This window comes from [Clostridium] colinum (assembly GCF_940677205.1).
Taxonomy (GTDB): domain Bacteria; phylum Bacillota; class Clostridia; order Lachnospirales; family CAG-274; genus Tyzzerella; species Tyzzerella colina.
Map to the genome: position 1 here is coordinate 1,991,032 of NZ_OW712331.1, position 19,724 is coordinate 2,010,755.

The window sequence follows — 19,724 nt, forward strand, 5'->3', positions numbered from 1 at the left end:
AATCTATATATAATATACTTAAATATAATATATTTTTTATATATAGTATATAATTATATAAAATGAATTCATATGTTAGGAGATAGTTTAATATGAATATAAAAAATATTTTTCCCTACAAAAAAATATATTTTATAGGGATAGGTGGCGTAAGTATGTCTGGTCTTTGTGAAATACTTTTATCTGAAGGTGGATACACCGTATTAGGCTCAGACAATAATCATTCTGAACTTACAGAAAATCTTGTTAAAAAAGGTGTTACTGTATATATAGGTCAAAATGAAAATAATATTACACCAGATATAGATTTAGTTGTATATACTGCAGCTATAAAAGAAGATAATCCAGAGTTTATAAAAGCTAAAAGCCTTGGGCTAAAAATGTTAGAGCGTTCTACATTTTTAGGAGAGCTAATGAAGGCATATAAATATCCTATTTGTATAGCAGGTACTCACGGAAAAACAACTACATCTTCTATGACATCTGAAGTTTTTTTACAAGCTAAAAAAGACCCTACAATATCTATAGGAGGTATATTATCTTCTATAAATAGTAATTTTAAAGTTGGTAAAAAAGATTATCTTGTTTTAGAAACTTGTGAATATTGTGATACATTTTTAAAATTTAACCCTCATTCTGCTATTATTTTAAATATAGATGAAGACCATTTAGATTATTTTAAAAATATAGAGCAAATATATGATAGTTTTAAAAAATTTGCAATGTTAATAAAAGAAGATGCTTGTCTTGTTATAAATTCTGATATAGAAGATTATGAAAAAATTACAGATAATTTAAAATGTAATGTTATAACATATGGACAAAATAAAGATAGTATGTGGCAAGCTAAAGAAATTATCTTTGATGAATTTGGCTGTGGAAGCTACAAGGCTTACTATAAAGACACTTTTATGTATGATATAAAACTAAATGTTGTAGGTCTTCATAATGTTTATAACTCCCTTTCTGTGTGTGCTTTAGCCCATTTTTATAATATAGACAAAGACAGTATAGAAAAAGGTCTTAATAACTTTAAAGGTACAAATAGACGTTTTCAATATAAAGGCACATTTAAAGGTGTTAAAATAATAGATGATTATGCACATCATCCAACAGAAATTTTAGCTACAATAAATGCTGCTAAAGCCCAAAATATAAACAAACTTTGGTGCGTTTTTCAGCCACATACTTATACTAGAACAAAAGCTCTTTTAGACGATTTTGCTAAATCTCTTTTAAATGTAGATAATATTTTAATTACAGATATATATTCTGCTAGAGAAAAAGACACAGGAGAAATACACTCTAAAGATTTAGTTAATAAAATTAAAGAACTAGGAAAAGATGCTATATATATAGAAAATTTTGAATGTGGAAAAAATTACATTGAAAAAAATTGTCAACATAATGATATGTTGATAACTATGGGTGCTGGAAATGTTTATTTACTAGGAGAAATGTTACTATCTTAAGCAGTTTTCAACATTATCAACATTTTTTTCAACATTTATAATGTATATAACTATAACTTTACGAACATTAGTTTGTTTTTTTCAAAATAAAAAAACAAGTGAAATCCCTTTAATTTTTAAGGTTTTTTACTTGTTTTTTTCTATTTTTTATATTTTTATTGAACTATTTTTACCCTTGTTCAAAGTTTTCAACATATATGTGTATTATTTGTTGAAAACTACCTCTTTTAAAGCTTTTGCTAATTGGTCTGGACAAGATGTATCTTTGTTTCCACAAGTTAAGCCATCTAATTTTTTAATAACATCTTCTACCTTTAAGCCTTCTACAAGGCTTGCTATACCTTTAAGGTTACCGCTACAACCACCGTTAAATTTTACGCTTCTTACAATGTCTCCTTCTACTTCAAATTCAATATTTTTTGCACATACACCTTTTGTGTTAAAGTTATTCACAATATCACTCCTTAAAATTAATTATCCACATGAGTATATCAGTTTAATTTTCAAAATGCAATAATTTTAATTTATATTATAGATAAAGTCCACAATCTTTAAAAAAAATAACAATATTATTTTTTAATTAATAATGTTAAAAAATTAGTCCCAAAATATTTTGCCTTTATGCTAAATTACTCATTGTTTTTTTGATTGTATTTTATATGAAATTTTTAACATTATTTTTCTAGGTATTATATTTATAAAAAAAGGTAAAATTCTTGCATAGCTAGGTATTATAATAGATTTTTTCTTAAACATACTATCAATAGCATATTTAGATACTTTGTAGCTATCTAAGCCTATTACTTTTGCTTTTGCACCTGCTTTTTTATGGAAATTTGTATTTATAGTAGCAGGGCAAAACACACCTATATATACATTTGATTTATTCTTTTTTAATTCTCCTTGTATTGCAATGCTTAAATTTAATACATAGGCTTTGCTACCATAATAAGATGATAACAAAGGGCTAGCAAAAAAGCTACCTATTGACCCTACATTTAATATATATCCTCTATCTTTTTTTACCATATCTTTTAAAAATAGTTTTGTTAAAATATGCAAACATTTTATATTTAAATCTATCATATTAAGTTCATCATCTAAACTTGTATTTAAAAATTCTCCAAATATTCCATACCCTGCATTATTTATTAATATATCTATATCTTCATCTTTTAAAATATCATAAAGATTATAGCAATTTTCTATTATAGATAAATCCATACCTATTATAGTACAACTTTTTATATTTTTAAAAGCTTGTTCCATTTTTTCTTTGTTTCTAGCTACAACTATTATATGATAACCAATATTTGATAGTATGATAGCCATATCTTTGCCTATACCCTCACTAGCTCCTGTTATTAAAGCTTTTTTCATATGTTATCACCTATATATTTTAACAAAAAGTCTTTATCATTTTTATTAGGCTCTTCCAAAACTATATTTAAAGCCTTTTTTAAACTATCTCCTATCTTTTTTCCATCTGTTATGCCTATTTGTTTTAAATCATTTCCTGTTATAGCAAGAGTTTTTAAAGAAAAACAGTGATTTTTCCTTATAGTTTCATCTATCTCATCATATATGTTATCATATTTTTTACATTGTATTAAATCATTTTCTATAAGGCTTGTACAAAATTTTATTTCTAATATGTTTTTAAATAAATCTGGCTCTATAACAGACATTATTTTTCTTGTTTCTATCCTATCATCTACAAAATTATAGTTAAAATAGCGTAATATAGTTTTTATTTCTTTTATAGTTTTATTATCCATTTTTAACCTTTTTAAAATATTTTCTCCAGTATTTTCATCTAAATGACTTAATAAAAATGCAAGCCTTAAATTTTTAGATAATTTTTTTAATATAAATATATTTTTTTTATAGTTATCAAAAATTGGTTCTATCTCTGGTATAAAGTATTTATATAAGTTAGTTTGTTTAAGAAGTTCCAGTTTTTCTATATAATCTGACTTTATAAGCTTTAAAAACTCATCTCTTGTTCTTTCTATACTAATATTTTCTATTAAATTATTGTTTTTTTTAATAGCTAAAAAAGTTTTTTCTTCTATATCAAACCCAAGTTGTGCAGAAAACCTAACACCTCTCATCATTCTAAGCGCATCTTCTTTAAATCTCTTATCGGCATCTCCTACACCTTTTATAATTTTATTTTTTATATCTTCTCTACCACCAAAAGGGTCTACAAAGCCTTTTTTTACATTATAAGCTATAGCATTCATTGTAAAATCACGTCGGCTTAAATCTTCATCTATTTTTTTTGTAAACACAACATTTTCTGGGCGTCTATTATCTTTATATTCTCCATCTATCCTATATGTTGTTACCTCAAAATTTTGCCTATCCAAAACTATCGTAACTGTCCCGTGTTCTATACCCGTATCTATCGTATGTTCAAATATATTTTTTATATCTAGTGGCATTGCATCTGTTGTTATGTCAAAATCTTTTGGTGAAAATCCTAAAACATAATCTCTAACACATCCTCCTACTATAAAACTTTCAAATCCATTTTTTTCAAGCTGTTCCATTATATATATAACTTGTTTAGGAATTTGCACAAAATCCCTCCTTTTTAATTATTTTAATAATATGATACCATATATTAATATTTAGTCTAGTATTTTTTATTGTTATATCATTAATAAGTAATAAATATTAGACAAATTTATTAAAAAGTGTTAAAATAATATAAAAAATTAAATAGATTGGATGACAATAATGAATACACTTACAAGAACAGAAATATTAATTGGAAAAAATAGTATAGAAAAATTAAAAAATAGTAAAGTTATAATATTTGGATTAGGTGGCGTTGGCTCTTTTTGTGTAGAGGCAATAGCTCGTTGTGGCGTTAACAACATACATATAGTAGATGATGACACTATATCTATAACAAACATCAACAGACAGCTTATAGCTACACATAGTACAATAGGTAAAGATAAAATTGAAGTTGTAAAACAACGTATATTAGATATTAACCCCGAAGCAAACGTTACATCTTCTAAAATTTTTTATATAAAAGATACTATGGGACAAATAGATTTATCTAAATATGATTACGTAGTAGATGCAATAGATACTATATCATCAAAAATATTATTAGCCCAAGAAGCTACAAGGCTTAATGTACCTATTATTTCATCTATGGGCACTGGAAACAAGCTAGACCCTACAAAATTTCTTGTTTCAGACATATATAGTACTTCTGTTTGCCCTTTAGCAAAAGTTATGAGATATGAGCTAAAAAGACGTGGTATAAAAAAATTAAAGGTTGTATATTCTACAGAAAAACCTATTAAACCTGCTCCTATCAATACAGAAAATGCTAAAAGCACAAGTGAATTTAGAGATACAAACAAAAGAAGAGAAACTCCTGGTAGCATATCTTTTGTACCTTCTGTTGCTGGTCTTATTATCGCTAGCCAAGTAATAAATGATATTTTAAAAGATACAAACAAACATTAAAAATATAAAATAAAAAGAGGTAAAATATGCAAAAAATTAAAGTTTTAAGTATTTTTGGTACACGTCCAGAAGCTATAAAAATGGCTCCTATTATAAAAGAAATGGAAAAATATGAGCAAATACAACAGGAAGTTTGTGTTACTGCCCAACACAGAGAAATGTTAGACCAAGTTTTAAATATTTTTAATATAAAACCAGACTATGACCTTAACATAATGACTCAAAACCAAACCCTTACTGGTATTACAATAAATGCTCTTAAAGGGTTAGAAGACATACTAGATAAATCTAAACCAGATATTATTTTAGTCCACGGTGATACTACAACTACTTTTGTTGGCTCATTGTCTGCTTTTTATAAAAAAATAAAAATAGGCCACGTAGAAGCCGGACTTAGAACTTATAATAAATATGAACCTTTTCCTGAAGAGATGAACAGAAAGCTAACAGGGTCTATGGCCGATTTACACTTTGCCCCAACAAGTCTTTCTAAAGAAAACTTATTAAAAGAAAATATAAACGAAGATAATATATTTATAACTGGTAATACTTCCGTAGATTGTGTTAAAACTACTGTTGTTAAAGATTATAAATTTTCTTGTGATGCTCTTAACCATATAGATTATAATAACAAAAAAATTATAACAATGACTGCTCATAGACGAGAAAATTTAGGAAAACCTTTAGAAAATATTTGTAATGCTATATTAAAACTTGTAGAAAATAATAACGATATAGAAGTTGTATATGCTGTACACTTTAATCCTCTTGTTAGAGAAGTAGCTAATCGTATATTAGGAAATAAAGCTCGTATACATCTTATAGACCCAATAGATATGACAGATATGCATAATCTTATAGCTAAATCTTATATGGTTATGACAGATTCTGGTGGGTTACAAGAAGAAGTACCTTCTCTTAAAAAACCTGTTTTAGTTTTAAGAAATGTTACCGAACGCCCTGAAGGGGTAGCTTCTGGTGTTTTAAAGCTAGCAGGAACAGAAGAAGATAAAATTATATCTTTAGCTACAGAGCTTTTAAACAATGAAAATGTTTATAAAGCTATGGTAAATGCTAAAAATCCTTTTGGAGATGGCTTTGCTTCAAAACGAATTGTAGATGCTATTTTATATTATTTTGGCAAATTAGACAAAAAACCTGAAAATTTTATATAAAAATATAGATTTTTTAGTCAAATTAATATATAATATATATTATATTAAATATAAGGAGGCCGTGCTATGAATAGCTTTGCAAAAGCTTTATCTAAGCTTACTCAAGTTGGTATAACTATGATTGTAACTATTGGTATGTGTTTTTTTATAGGAAAATGGCTTGATAAAAAACTAGGTACAGATATTATTTTCTTAGCTATATTCACACTTTTAGGAATTGGTGCTGCCTTTAGAAATCTTTACGTTATGGTTATGTTAGACTATAAAAAAGAAGAAAAAAAAGAACAGTCTAAACGTGATTTAGAATATGAAAATATTAAAAATAAAAATTAATATTTTAGGAGAAAAACAATGAAAATATCTAACACATCAAAGCAAATAATAATAACTACTATTGCTTTATTTTGTATAACATTTGGTATTAGTACATTTATTGTTAGTGATATAAAATCATTTTTAATAGGTCTTATTTTTGGTACAATATTTTCCATATTAAAGCTTATCCTTTTAGAGAAAACTTTAAATAAGGCTATGGAAATGACAGAACAAAAAGCCATAAATTATACAAGAATACACTATACATTAAGATATTTTTTAACATTTGTTGTGCTTTTAATAGCTGTTTATAAAGATTTTAATATAGTTGGTGTTATTATTGGTATTCTTCTTACAGTTCCTTCTGTATATATAGTTAACTTTAAAAGTAAAAATAAACCAAATATTTAATGTTGACTGGTTTATACAAAAAAGTGTATAATATATACTTGTAAGAACATTTTAATACGTTTATTTAATAAAGTATATTTTTATACTTTATTTTAAATAAATTAGCTATCTTTTTGGTAGCTAAAATTACTGTTAATAACAGTCTAAAAAATATGAGAAGGGAGGTAAATATATGGACTTTGGTGCTAAAATCATAACTCAAATAGGTGGGGTAAATATAACTCAAACTATGATGAACACTTGGATTATCATTGTTGTTCTCACCATTGTAGCTTTAATTCTTAGGGCTAAAATAAACAAGTTTACTGATGTTCCTACAACAAAGCTACAAAATATAGTTGAGCTTATTATAGAAACAATGGAAAACTTTACAATTCAAAATATGGGTGAAAAATATAAATATTTTGGAAACTGGTTTTTTGGTGTTTTTTGTTTTATTTTAGTATCTAACTATATTGGGTTATTGTCTTTTAGAGCTCCAACGGCAGACCTTGGAACAACTCTTGCTCTTTCATTATCTACATTTACTTTAATTCACTTTATGGGTATGAAGGTAAATGGTGGAGCTTATTTTAAAGGTTTTTTAGAGCCTATGCCATTGTTGTTACCGCTTAATATTATAGGTGAAATTGCTACACCTATATCTCTTAGCCTACGTTTGTTTGGTAATATTTTAGGTGGAACAATAATTATGGGGCTTATAAATTCTGCCCTTCAACAAGGTCATGTTATTTTACAAGTAATAGGCTTTGGTGCTATTACACCTATATTACACGCATATTTTGACGTGTTTGCTGGATTTTTACAAACGTTTATCTTTGTTATACTTAGTATGACATTTATAAAAGATAAAATTGGTGAATAATCACTAAACTTGATTATCTTTAGATAATCATAAAACTTTTATAATTTATAATCAAAAAATTATTACATTTTTAGGAGGATTTTAAAATGGAATTTAATGAAGCTTTTATTATGGGTTGTTCTGCAATTGGTGCAGGTACTGCTATGATTGCAGGTATTGGTGCAGGTATTGGTCAAGGTTTTGCTGCTGGTAAAGCTGCTGAAGCTGTTGGACGTCAACCAGAAGCTAAAGGTACTATTATGTCTACTATGTTAGTTGGTGCTGCGGTTGCAGAAACAACTGGTATCTATGGTCTTGTTATAGCATTCTTATTATTATTTGCAAATCCATTTATCGGTAAATAATAACATTTAATAATTTTTCTACATAGTTGGAAAAATGAAAGGAGGGCAAATTTTCTTGGATAGCTATATACTTACTTTAGACAGTCAACTTCTCTATTCTGTTATTATACAGTTAATATCTACTGGTATATTATGTACTATACTATCTACTCTTTTATATAAGCCTGTTACAAACTTTTTACAAAAACGTAGAGAGCGTATAGAAAATAATATAAATGAGGCAAACAACAAATTAGCTGAGGCTGATAGTCTTAAAGCTGAATATGAAATTAAACTTAAAGATATTGAAAAAGAAAAAGCTACTATATTAGAAGAAGCTCGTGCTCGTGGTAAACAAAATGAGGCACAAATAATAGAAGAAGCTAAAAAAGAGGCAGAAGCTATTAAAAACAGAGCTATGCTTGATATAGAAAGAGAGCAAGAAAAAGCTAAAGAAGAAATTAGATTACAAATTATAGAAGTATCTTCTTTAGTAGCTAGTAAATTTATTAGTGAAAAAATTAGTGAAGCTGAACAAAATAAGCTTGTTGAACAAGTTATTGCAGATTTGGGGGAAGTTAAATGGCAAAATTAATTTCTAAAAGATATGCAGTTGCTCTTTTTGAATTAGCAAAAGAAACAGATAAAGTTGATTTATTTAATAATCAAGTAGAATTAATATATAATTCTATTAAGTCAGATAAAGACTTTTTAGCTGTTTTAAATCACCCTAGAATATCTAGCAGTGAAAAGTTTAATCTTTTTCAAAACATTTATAAAGATAATATTTCAGAAGAAATTTTAGGACTTATATCTATTGTTGTTAATAAAAATAGAGAAACTGAAATGCTGGAAATATTAGAAACATTTTTAGAGCTTGTTAGAGACTATAAAGGTATTACTACTGCTTATATATCATCTGCTAAAGCTCTTAGTGAAGAACAAGTTAATAATATAAAACAAAGTTTATCTAAAAATTTAAATAAAGAAATTATAATTAAGACAGAAGTTAAACCAGAGCTTATAGGTGGTTTACTTATCAATGTTGACGGCAAAGTTATAGATAATTCTATCAAAAAAAGCTTAGAAGACATTAAAAAAGTCTTATTAATAATTAAGTAAAGGAGTGTAACCCGTTAATGAACTTAAGACCTGAAGAAATTAGTTCTGTTATTAAAGAACAGATTAAAGGTTATACATCAAAATTAGATGTATCTGATGTTGGTACGGTTATACAGGTTGGGGACGGTATCGCCAGAGTACACGGACTTGAAAAAGCTATGAGTGGTGAGCTTTTAGAGTTTGAAAGTGGCGTGTTAGGTATGGCTCAAAACCTTGAAGAAGACAATATTGGGGTAGTTTTATTAGGCTCAGACCAACAAGTTAAAGAAGGCGACACTGTAAAACTTACAGGCCGTGTAGCCGAAGTTGGTGTTGGCGAAGCTATGATTGGTCGTGTTGTTAATGCAATTGGTCAACCTATAGATGAAAAAGGCCCTATTAACACTACTAATACTCGTCCTATTGAAAGAGTAGCACCTGGTGTTATTACTCGTAAATCTGTTGATGTACCTTTACAAACTGGTATTAAAGCTATTGATGCTATGGTACCTATCGGTCGCGGACAACGTGAGCTTGTAATTGGTGATAGACAAACTGGTAAAACTGCTATTTGTATAGATACTATAATTAACCAAAAAGGTAAAGATGTTATCTGTATCTATGTAGCAATAGGCCAAAAAGCTTCTACTGTATCTCGTATTGTTAGAAGCCTTGAAGAAGCTGGTGCTATGGATTATTCTTTAGTTGTTTCTGCAACTGCATCTGACCCAGCTCCACTTCAATTCCTTGCACCTTATACTGGTGTTGCTATTGGTGAAGAATTTATGGAAAACGGTAAAGACGTTCTTATTGTTTATGATGATTTATCTAAACACGCTGTTGCTTACCGTGCTATGTCTCTTCTTCTTCACAGACCACCAGGACGTGAGGCTTATCCTGGGGACGTATTCTACCTTCACTCAAGACTTCTTGAAAGAAGTGCTAGACTTGAAGAAAAATACGGCGGCGGTTCTATAACTGCTCTTCCTATTATCGAAACTCAAGCAGGGGACGTTTCTGCTTATATACCTACAAACGTTATATCTATTACAGATGGACAAATTTTCCTTGAAAGTGAGCTTTTCAACTCTGGTGTACGTCCTGCTATCAATGCTGGTCTTTCAGTATCTAGGGTTGGTGGTTCTGCACAAATCAAGGCTATTAAAAAAATTGCAGGTCCTATCCGTATAGAACTTGCTCAATATAGAGAGCTTGAAAGCTTTGCTCAGTTTGGTTCTGACCTTGATAAAGATACATTAGAACGTCTTAACCACGGACAAAGAATAGTTGAAATATTAAAACAACCTCAATATGCTACTTTAGAGGTTGAAAAAGAAGTTGTTATCTTATATGCTGTTACTAAAAAATATCTTGATGATGTTGAACTTGACAGAATTGCAGACTTTGAAAAAGAATTCTTTAATTTTGTAGAAACTAAATACAACAATATCTTTACAAGTATTAGAGAAACAAAAGAAATGTCTGAAGATGTAGAAAAACAACTTATCGAAGCATTAGAAACATTTAAAAAAGAATTTAAATAATAAAGAGGTGATATAATGGCATCAATGCGTGATATTAAACGCAGAATTAAAAGTGTCAATAGCACCCAGCAAATAACTAACGCTATGTATCTTGTAGCTAGTAGCAAACTTAATAAAGCTAAAACTAGATTAGAAGATACTCGTCCGTTCTTTAATGAAACTAGAAAAGTTATAGCAAACATTGTAAATGGTTCTGGTAATATAAGCCACCCTTATCTTGATAAAAGAGAAGTTAAATCTACTGGTGTTATTGTTGTAACAGGAGATAGAGGGCTTTGTGGTGGATATAATACAAACATTAACAAGCTTGCTATGACTACTATTAAAAATAAAGAAACAGATAAAGTAATAGCTATTGGGAGCAAAAGTAGAGATTATTTTAAAAGCCGTGCTAATGTTGTACAATCTTTTACAAATATATCTGAAAAACCAACATATGAAGATGCTTTACAAATTGGGCGTTTGGCACTAGATATGTTTACATCTGGTGAAGTAGATGAAGTTTATTTAGCTTATACAGAGTTTGTTTCTACTCTTGTTAGTGAACCTAAGCTTATTAAGCTTTTCCCATTAGATGTAAATGATTTTAAAACTGAAGAACAAACAGAAAAAAATGCTTCAGCTCTTACTATATATGAGCCTAGCGAAGAATCTGTTTTAGAATACGTTATTCCTAAATATGTTAATACCGTTATATTTGGTGCTATGGTAGAATCTACAGTATGTGAATTAGGTGCTAGAATGACTGCTATGGATTCTGCTACTGAAAATGCTGAAGAAATGATAGCTTCTTTAAACCTTGTTTATAACAGAGCAAGACAAAGTGCTATCACACAAGAAATTACCGAAATTGTTAGCGGTAGTGGTATTTATAGTTAGAAAAGGAGTGGAAACTTTTGGCTGAAAAAAATGTAGGTAAGATAATTCAAATTATCGGTGCCGTATTAGATATAAAATTTTCAAGCGAAAACATGCCAGCGTTATATAATGCCATAGAGATTGAGCACAACGGCGAAACTATCGTTGCAGAAGTTGCTCAACACCTTGGTGATGACGTTGTTAAATGTATCGCTATGAGCTCTACTGACGGGCTTGTTAGAGGTATGGACGCAGTAGATACAGGAGCACCTATATCTGTACCTGTTGGTTCTTGCACTCTTGGTCGTATGTTCAACGTTGTTGGTAACCCTATTGACGAAGCTGGCAATGTTGATGTTAAAGAAAAATGGTCTATCCATAGAAGTGCTCCTAGCTTTGCAGAACAAGCAACAGCTACTGAGCTTTTAGAAACTGGTATCAAAGCCATTGACCTTCTTTGTCCTTACTCTAAAGGTGGTAAAATCGGTCTTTTTGGCGGTGCTGGTGTTGGTAAAACAGTTCTTATTATGGAGCTTATCCGTAATATAGCAACAGAACACGGTGGTTTCTCTGTATTTGCTGGTGTTGGTGAACGTACTCGTGAGGGTAATGACCTTTACTATGAAATGCAAGAATCTGGCGTTATTAACAAAACTAGCCTTGTGTTTGGTCAGATGAATGAGCCACCTGGAGCTCGTATGAGAATTGCTCTTACTGGTCTTACTATGGCAGAATATTTTAGAGATAGAGAAAATCAAGACGTTCTTCTCTTTGTAGATAATATTTTCCGTTTCGTTCAAGCTGGTTCTGAGGTTTCTGCACTTTTAGGTCGTATGCCTAGTGCCGTTGGTTACCAACCAACTCTTGCAACAGAAGTTGGTACATTACAAGAACGTATTACTTCTACTAAAACAGGTTCTATTACATCTGTTCAAGCAGTATACGTTCCTGCGGACGACTTAACTGACCCAGCTCCTGCTACAACATTTGCTCACTTAGATGCAACTACTGTTTTATCAAGAGCTATCGTTGAGCTTGGTATATACCCTGCTATCGACCCTCTTGAATCTGGTTCTCGTATCTTAGACCCTATGATTGTTGGTCAAGAGCATTATGAAGTAGCTAGAAACGTTCAATCTATCTTACAAAGATATAAAGAATTACAAGATATTATTTCTATCCTTGGTATGGACGAACTTTCAGAAGAAGATAAACTTACTGTTAACAGAGCAAGAAAAATACAACGTTTCCTTTCTCAACCTTTCTTCGTTGCAGAAAAATTTACAGGTTATGACGGTAAATATGTTCCTGTTGCTGAAACTGTTCGTGGATTTAAAGAAATACTTGAAGGTAAACACGATGATATTCCAGAAAGTTATTTCTTAAATGCTGGTCCTATTGAGGAAGTTGTGGCAAGAGCTAAAAATTAGCGAAAGGAATGGTTGCTAATATGGCAGAAGCAAAAATACGTTTGCGTATAGTTACTCCTACAAAGGAGCTTTATAACGATGACGTAACTATGGTTATTATGCGTGGTGCAAATGGGGATTTGGGTATATTAAAAGGACACCAACCTCTTACAACAACTCTTGGCTATGGGCTTTTAAAAATTAAAAACGGTGAAAATGAGCTTGTATCTACTCTTTTTGGTGGCTTTGTAGATGTTCAACCAGATGTTATCACTATCCTTACAGACTCTGCTGAATGGGTAGAAGATATAGATGTTAAAAGAGCAGAAGACGCTAAAAGAAGAGCAGAAGAAAGACTTAATAGCAAAGATGCTAATATAGACTTTTTAAGAGCTGAGCTTGCTTTAAAACGTGCTAATTTAAGGCTTAGTAGCAAAAAATAAATAATACTTAATAAAAAAGTTGTAGAAAAATTCTACAACTTTTTTATTTTAATTGTTTACCATTTTTAGTGATAAAAAAATCTAAATAATTAAAATATTTTACAAATAAAAAATAGAAAATTACTACTAAAAAATTATAAATTGTATATATATTTTTATAATAAATATTATATATATGATATTATAAGCTTTTAAAGTTATATAACAAATATTTAAAATCTCTTAATATAGTATAAATAACTTCTATAAACAAGTTTATATTATATAAAATATACTCAATATACAGAGCTTACTCTAACCATATATGTTTGCTTATGTAAAGCATATTAAATAGACATTTTTTTCTCAACCAAGTTTATCTTTTATGCTTTGGTATTTTTATCACCCATAAACGAGTTAATATATTCTTTCAATGTCATTTGGTCTGTTTTTATATCTTCTTGTAACTAATTTCTTATATATTCTTTTATTACCTTTTTATTTCTTCTACATAATAACCTTTACACCAAAAATTTATATTTTAAATTTACGTGTCTATTAAATAAATACTACTTTTCCCTTTTAAATATACCATAAAACTTGAAATGCTTAATTTTTATGGTATACTTACTAATATATGTATATGGTCTTTGCACTCTTTTGCTTCTATTATTTCTACTCCTTTTTGTTCACATAATTTTCTTAAAATTTTTCCTATGTCTTCTTTTATTTTTTTATATATTACTTGTACCCTATATTTTAGGGCAAATATTATATGATATTTATAATTCTAGTTTGTATGTTTTAAACTATTAGTATTAATTTTAAATACCTCCTTTATTTTTATATAATTGATAAACTCATATATATTTTATAACAGGAGATTATTTTTTTGTATACATAAACCACCAGTTAAACTGGTGGTTTACTCAAGCCCTATAAGGGCTTTTTTCTTGTTGTAAGCCTCTAAAGAGGCACTGAATGGTCTGACAATTACACTACTATTTTTTGGCCTACTTACTCTGGCTACCCATAAATGGGTCTATATATTCTTTTAAACTTATTTGGTCATTTACTATATCTTCTTCTAATTGATTTTTTATGTATTCTTTTATTGCATTTTGATTTCTACCTACTGTATCTACATAATATCCTCTACACCAAAAATTCCCTATTCCCATATTTATACTTTAAGTTTGCGTTCCTATCAAATATCATTAAGCTACTTTTACTTTTTAAATATCCCATAAATTGTTATACACTTAAATGTGGTGGTATTTCTACTAACATATGTATATAGTCTTTACAAACTTCTGCCTCTATTATTTTAACCCCTTTCCTTTCACACAACATTCTTAATATTTTTCCTATATCTCCTTTTATCTTTCCATATATTTCTTGTCTCCTATATTTTAGTGCAAATACTATATGATATTTGCATCTCCATTTAGAATGTGATAAACTATTTATGTCTTTCATGACAAAACCTCCTATTATTTTATTTTTGGTTCCCAGACCAATTATATTCTATCATAGGAGGTTTTTACTTTTCTATAAGAGTTTTTACCTACCACCAGCATAGCTGGTGGTTTAATCAAGCCTATTCGGCAACAATAAAAAAATCCGAAGGATTTTTATCCTTCGGATTAAAATTTATAATCAAATACTAATAATAGAGTTTATTATAATAAAGATGCATCTTCTTCTTCTTTATTTTGTTTTTCTTTATCTATTATTTGTTTTTTGATGATATATGCTACAACAAGTAACATTAAGAATGCAAGTAATACAATAAGTAAACTCATACCACCTTTTTCAGCAAAACCGAATGCAGGTTTTTCTGTTTCTCTTCTATTAGATACATTTTGATTATCTGCTGGTTTATTTTCTGTTTTATCTAAACCACCTACCACAGTATCATTAACTGTATCTACATTTACTGCTTCTAATCTTGCTAAATCTCCATTTATAGGAGCTACTGGTGTTGTAGCTGCTAATCTACCATTAGCTATAGTTGAAAATCTATTTCCACCTAAATTAGCTATACCAGTATTATTAGCATTACTGTTAGCAACTAAATTATTACGATTATTTACTTCATTGCTATCTACACTTTCAACAAGGCTAATTGGATTATTGTTAACTACTACATTACTATTGTCAACACTTGATATAATATTAGAAGTACCTGTATTTGTAGCACCACCATTAGTTCCTACATCAGTAGTATTACCTCCAACATTAGTTCCTATATTAGCACCATTGTTGTTGTCTATAATGTTATTGTTATTTGAATCTGTATTGCTATCTGGTGTTGTAGTAGTTGATCCACCATTAGAGCTTCCACTGTTAGAACCGTTGCCGTTTCCACCATTTCCAGTACCACCATTTGGATTTTCTGGAGTTACAGTTGATCCACCATTGTTTGAACCGCTTCCACTTCCATTATTGTTTCCACTGTTTCCGTTATTCCCACCATTTGGATTACTTGGAGTTCCAGTTGAACCATTATTATCTCCACCTTCAGGTGCTACTGGTTTATTGTTACCACCATTTTCAGTGCTACCATTGTTACCATTTCCACCTGGATTATTTCCACCATCAGTTCCATTTCCTGGATTTTCTGGTTTTACAGTTTCACCGTTACCATTTTCAGTTCCTCCTGGATTTTCTGGAGTTCCTGGCTCAGTGCCACCGTTACCAGTGTTTCCATTATTTCCATTTGTTGTACTTTCAGTGCTTGAATCTGTTCCACCTTCAGGTTTTTTTATTTCTTCCCATTTAGCATATACAGTTACATCATCATACATATATACACTTTTTAAAGGTTTAGTACCACCTTCAGTAAACCAACCTAAAAATTCATATCCACCTTTTACTAATTTACAATCATTCTTTGGAGTAGGTAATTCTACCTCTTTATACTTTTCTAACTTTTTAACTTGTTTATAATCATAATTATAAGGATAACCATAATTTAATGTTAAAGTAGCATATTTTGATTGTTCAGATTCTTCTTCAAATACAGGATATAAATTTAAGTTACCACTAGTCATAGTAATATTATCTGAATTAATTATTATATTACTATTTGGATATAAGCTCCAACCTAAAAACTTACCTTTACCTTTTGGTTCTTGTTTTGTAATAGTTACTTTTTCATCTTTTTTATATTGTTTTAAATCAACATCTATATCTGAAAGATGTTCTTTAGTTTCAGGATCTAAATAATTTACAAAACCTTTTATATTAGTATATTCTGTAAATATTTTATAATCATAATCTTTATTTTCATGATTATATACATTTACATGTCCTTCAAAAGTATATACTTTATTTGAAAGTTTATCTAAATTATTTATAGTATACTTATATTCTCTTTGAGCTATAGTATCTAAAATACCTGTTTCTATAGGTTGATCTGTTGCAGATATAAATTTCAATCTTTTTCCAAGACCATCAAAAGTTACTTTTATATTAAATCTATCAGCATCTTTTCTTTCGATTGAATATTTTATTAAACCAGTATCATCTAAATAATATACTGGTACTTTTGGGTCTTGACCCTTTGGAACAACTCCATTTTTTCTATATTGATTTACATATATAGCTTTTAATGAAGTTGTATTAGAAAATACACCATCTTCTATTGTTTTTGTTGCACTTGGAATAAATACTTCTCTTAAATCTGTACATTCAGAAAAAGCAAGATATTTAATCTCTTCAACTACTGGCATATCTATATCTACTAATGCAGTACATTTAGAAAAAGCATAAGGTCCTATAACTTTTGTATTTGATACACTTACCTTTTTTAAATTAGTACAACCATAAAATGCAGAATTACCTATATCTGTTATTTTAGGTAAATATAAACTTTCTAAACCAGTACAATATGCAAAAGCATGATCTGGTATAGATGTTACTTTAGGCATATTAAATTCTTTTAAATTATAGCAAGCATAAAAAGCTTCATCACCTATTTTTGTTGCAGATGGTAAATCAATTTCTATTAAAGAACTACATTCTCTAAAAGCACGATTTTCTACAACCTCAACTCTAGGAAGATTTACCTGTTTTAAATTAGCACAAGCAAAAAATGCATTATAACCAATAGACTTTGCATAAGGCATATCTATTTTTTCTAATTTTTTACAAAAACCAAAAGCAGAATTTTCAATGTTAATTACATTATACGTATCTACTGTTGTTAAATTAATACAGTTATAAAATGCAGATTCTCCTATGTTTAAAACATTAGGCATATTTACATTTTCTAAAGCAGTACATTCATAAAATGCTTTTTCATATATATGTGTTACACTAGGCATATTTAAATATGTTAATTGTTTACAACCATAAAATGCCTCTGCACCTATATATTTTAAACTTGATGGAAATGTTATTTCTTTAATAGGGTTGTTTTTAAATGTACCTTTTCCTATATATTCTATTGCACTATTTTCTTCAAATACTAACTTTGTAACACCTCTATCTTCAAAAACATAATCAGATATTGCTGTTATTTCTTGTCCTTGAATAACTCTTGGTAATTTAAGTTCACCTATATTTTTAGGGGCACATTTAATACCTTTAATAACTCCACTTTCTATTATTAAGCACTCTAAAATACTTTCAGGAGTGTGGTTATCACCTTTACAAATTTCATTTTGGTTATCACCTTTGTTTGGGAACTTTATTCCACCACCAAATGAAATTTCTTCATCAAGTAAATCATTACCTTTTGTTTGATCTACTGATCCTTTGGTATTGTCTTTACCTAAAGCCCAAGAATAATCTGGAGTTGTTGAGTAATCTCCATATTTTTCTCCATCTGGAATTGGTTCATTATTATCAAATTCTTCAACTTCTACACTTACTTCTGGTAATCCTGAAGTTGAAGAATTACTTCCGTATATTTCCTTTGATACTAACTCACCATCTTCATACATGTCAACTTCAACGCTTACTTCAACACCATCTGGAACACCAGTTTCATTATTAGATGTATCTCCAGTTTCATATGGATTATAATTGATAAATGAATTTTCATCATTTATATTTTCATCTGATGGCCATGTATATTCGTCTATATATTGAAGATCTTTTTCTATTTGACTTGCTAAAATTAAATTTTGTGGTACCGCTACTGTAGATAATAATATAGCCGTAGACAAAAATCCAGATAAAAATCTGTTAAATTTCACCTTACTTTTTATTTTAATCTCCCCCTTAATAAATGTTTTCTGTCTTAACATAAATCATATTTGTTAATAAATAAGTTATATGCAACAATAAAACACCTCAAAACATAAAAAATATAACTCTTTAATAGCATAAAACAATATTAAATATTAATTTATTTGGATTTTAAAATCGTCTTCTACTGGTCTTTGTTCTAAAGTATCCATATTTTCTTTATATCTACCTGATAAATAATATTCATTCATTTGTTTACCTACTGGATAATTTGCTTCTTCTTTAGCTTTAGCTAATTCGATTTTAAAATCGTCTTCTACTGGTCTTTGTTCTAAAGTATCCATATTTTCTTTATATCTACCTGATAAATAATACTCATTCATTTGTTTACCTACTGGATAATTTGCTTCTTCTTTAACTTTATCTTCAGGTTTAGGTAATTCGATTTTAAGATCTAGTATTGGTCTTTGCTCCATAACGTCCATATTTTCTTTATATCTACCTGATAAATAGTACTCATTCATTTGTTTACCTACAGCATACTCTGTACTTTCTGTAGCGTCACTTTTTTCATTAAGCTTAGCTACTTCAATTTTAAAATCGTCTTCTACTGGTCTTTGCTCTAAAGTGTCCATATTTTCTTTATATCTACCTGATAAATAGTACTCATTCATTTGTTTACCTACTGGATAATTTGCTCCTTCATATGGGTTAAAATTAATAAATGAGTCATTATCATTGTAATTAATGTTTTCGTATTTTTTGTCAATGTACTGAAGGTCTTTAGTTACTGGTTGACTTGCAAAAATTAAACTTTGTGGTATTGATACTGTAGATACCACTATTGCGCCAAATAAAACTTTAGATAATAATCCATTAAATTTAATATTTCTTTTCATTACTAATCTCCTCCTTAGTAAAATACAATAAAACACATTTTTTTAGTTTAAATGCCGATTTCGACAACAAACCCCTTAAAAAATATAACTCTTTAGGCTTAGCGTAAAACAATATTAAGTGCTGCCAGTAAAACAATGATTAAAAAGCCTTATTTTTGAATTGTTTATACGCATATTACTATTTATATATTAATTATTCCTCCTTTACTAATTTCTAGCTTTATTTTAACATTTTT

The 19,724-nt window shown here is 28.9% G+C and carries 18 protein-coding genes and 2 pseudogenes; 13 read left to right on the forward strand and 7 right to left on the reverse strand.

Annotated features, from left to right (window positions below; genetic code table 11):
• The first annotated feature begins 92 nt into the window (after window positions 1-92).
• The gene (murC, locus tag NBW53_RS09825; protein ID WP_250278058.1) at window positions 93-1,472 is read left to right on the forward strand and encodes a UDP-N-acetylmuramate--L-alanine ligase; all 1,380 of its coding nucleotides are present in this window, start codon (window positions 93-95) and stop codon (window positions 1,470-1,472) included.
• 204 nt (window positions 1,473-1,676) lie between these two features.
• Here the strand turns inward: murC and NBW53_RS09830 are convergent, their stop codons facing one another.
• From NBW53_RS09830 to NBW53_RS09840, 3 genes are all read right to left on the reverse strand, one after another.
• On the reverse strand, window positions 1,677-1,925 hold the full coding sequence (locus tag NBW53_RS09830) for a TIGR03905 family TSCPD domain-containing protein (protein WP_250278059.1): 249 nt from the start codon (window positions 1,923-1,925) through the stop codon (window positions 1,677-1,679).
• A gap of 180 nt (window positions 1,926-2,105) precedes the next feature.
• The gene (locus NBW53_RS09835; protein WP_250278060.1) at window positions 2,106-2,852 is read right to left on the reverse strand and encodes an SDR family NAD(P)-dependent oxidoreductase; all 747 of its coding nucleotides are present in this window, start codon (window positions 2,850-2,852) and stop codon (window positions 2,106-2,108) included.
• A complete protein-coding gene (locus NBW53_RS09840; RefSeq protein WP_250278061.1) occupies window positions 2,849-4,057 on the reverse strand; it encodes a CCA tRNA nucleotidyltransferase in 1,209 nt (402 codons plus the stop codon). Before NBW53_RS09840 ends, NBW53_RS09835 begins: the two co-directional genes overlap by 4 nt.
• Window positions 4,058-4,214: 157 nt before the next feature.
• Between NBW53_RS09840 and NBW53_RS09845 the strand changes: the two genes are divergently transcribed.
• The 12 genes from NBW53_RS09845 (at window position 4,215) to atpC (ending at window position 13,411) form a co-directional block, all read left to right on the forward strand.
• A complete protein-coding gene (locus NBW53_RS09845) occupies window positions 4,215-4,967 on the forward strand; it encodes a tRNA threonylcarbamoyladenosine dehydratase (RefSeq protein ID WP_250279035.1) in 753 nt (250 codons plus the stop codon).
• A gap of 26 nt (window positions 4,968-4,993) precedes the next feature.
• Complete coding sequence (gene wecB / locus NBW53_RS09850; protein ID WP_250278062.1) at window positions 4,994-6,142, forward strand: non-hydrolyzing UDP-N-acetylglucosamine 2-epimerase; 1,149 nt, start codon at window positions 4,994-4,996, stop codon at window positions 6,140-6,142.
• Window positions 6,143-6,208: 66 nt separating this feature from the next.
• Window positions 6,209-6,475: an AtpZ/AtpI family protein gene (locus NBW53_RS09855; RefSeq protein WP_250278063.1), complete on the forward strand. Its 267-nt coding sequence runs from the start codon at window positions 6,209-6,211 to the stop codon at window positions 6,473-6,475.
• Window positions 6,476-6,493: 18 nt separating this feature from the next.
• A complete protein-coding gene (locus tag NBW53_RS09860; RefSeq protein WP_250278064.1) occupies window positions 6,494-6,868 on the forward strand; it encodes an ATP synthase subunit I in 375 nt (124 codons plus the stop codon).
• Window positions 6,869-7,040: 172 nt separating this feature from the next.
• A complete protein-coding gene (gene atpB / locus NBW53_RS09865) occupies window positions 7,041-7,733 on the forward strand; it encodes a F0F1 ATP synthase subunit A (protein WP_250278065.1) in 693 nt (230 codons plus the stop codon).
• Window positions 7,734-7,819: 86 nt separating this feature from the next.
• The gene (gene atpE, locus NBW53_RS09870; protein ID WP_250278066.1) at window positions 7,820-8,077 is read left to right on the forward strand and encodes an ATP synthase F0 subunit C; all 258 of its coding nucleotides are present in this window, start codon (window positions 7,820-7,822) and stop codon (window positions 8,075-8,077) included.
• Between the two features lie 55 nt (window positions 8,078-8,132).
• Window positions 8,133-8,651: a F0F1 ATP synthase subunit B gene (gene atpF, locus NBW53_RS09875; RefSeq protein WP_250278067.1), complete on the forward strand. Its 519-nt coding sequence runs from the start codon at window positions 8,133-8,135 to the stop codon at window positions 8,649-8,651.
• Window positions 8,639-9,178: a F0F1 ATP synthase subunit delta gene (locus tag NBW53_RS09880; RefSeq protein WP_250278068.1), complete on the forward strand. Its 540-nt coding sequence runs from the start codon at window positions 8,639-8,641 to the stop codon at window positions 9,176-9,178. The genes atpF and NBW53_RS09880 overlap by 13 nt, the downstream gene beginning before the upstream one ends.
• Before the next feature lie 17 nt (window positions 9,179-9,195).
• Window positions 9,196-10,701, forward strand: coding sequence for a F0F1 ATP synthase subunit alpha (gene atpA / locus NBW53_RS09885; protein WP_250278069.1), 1,506 nt, complete (start codon window positions 9,196-9,198; stop codon window positions 10,699-10,701).
• Between the two features lie 15 nt (window positions 10,702-10,716).
• On the forward strand, window positions 10,717-11,580 hold the full coding sequence (atpG, locus tag NBW53_RS09890) for an ATP synthase F1 subunit gamma (protein WP_250278070.1): 864 nt from the start codon (window positions 10,717-10,719) through the stop codon (window positions 11,578-11,580).
• A 17-nt stretch (window positions 11,581-11,597) separates the two neighbouring features.
• Window positions 11,598-12,989, forward strand: coding sequence for a F0F1 ATP synthase subunit beta (gene atpD / locus NBW53_RS09895; protein ID WP_250278071.1), 1,392 nt, complete (start codon window positions 11,598-11,600; stop codon window positions 12,987-12,989).
• 8 nt (window positions 12,990-12,997) lie between these two features.
• Window positions 12,998-13,411 carry an ATP synthase F1 subunit epsilon gene (gene atpC / locus NBW53_RS09900; RefSeq protein ID WP_250278072.1) on the forward strand — a complete coding sequence of 138 codons (414 nt, stop codon included), beginning with the start codon at window positions 12,998-13,000 and terminating at the stop codon, window positions 13,409-13,411.
• Between the two features lie 362 nt (window positions 13,412-13,773).
• Here atpC and tnpA (NBW53_RS09905) read toward each other — a convergent pair.
• The 4 genes and pseudogenes from tnpA (NBW53_RS09905) to NBW53_RS09920 form a co-directional block, all read right to left on the reverse strand.
• A pseudogene (tnpA, locus tag NBW53_RS09905) lies at window positions 13,774-14,165 on the reverse strand (IS200/IS605 family transposase).
• A gap of 238 nt (window positions 14,166-14,403) precedes the next feature.
• A pseudogene (gene tnpA, locus NBW53_RS09910) lies at window positions 14,404-14,869 on the reverse strand (IS200/IS605 family transposase).
• 203 nt (window positions 14,870-15,072) lie between these two features.
• Window positions 15,073-18,597 carry a leucine-rich repeat domain-containing protein gene (locus NBW53_RS09915; protein WP_250278073.1) on the reverse strand — a complete coding sequence of 1,175 codons (3,525 nt, stop codon included), beginning with the start codon at window positions 18,595-18,597 and terminating at the stop codon, window positions 15,073-15,075.
• Between the two features lie 147 nt (window positions 18,598-18,744).
• Window positions 18,745-19,488, reverse strand: coding sequence for a hypothetical protein (locus tag NBW53_RS09920; protein ID WP_250278074.1), 744 nt, complete (start codon window positions 19,486-19,488; stop codon window positions 18,745-18,747).
• Window positions 19,489-19,724 lie beyond the last annotated feature (236 nt).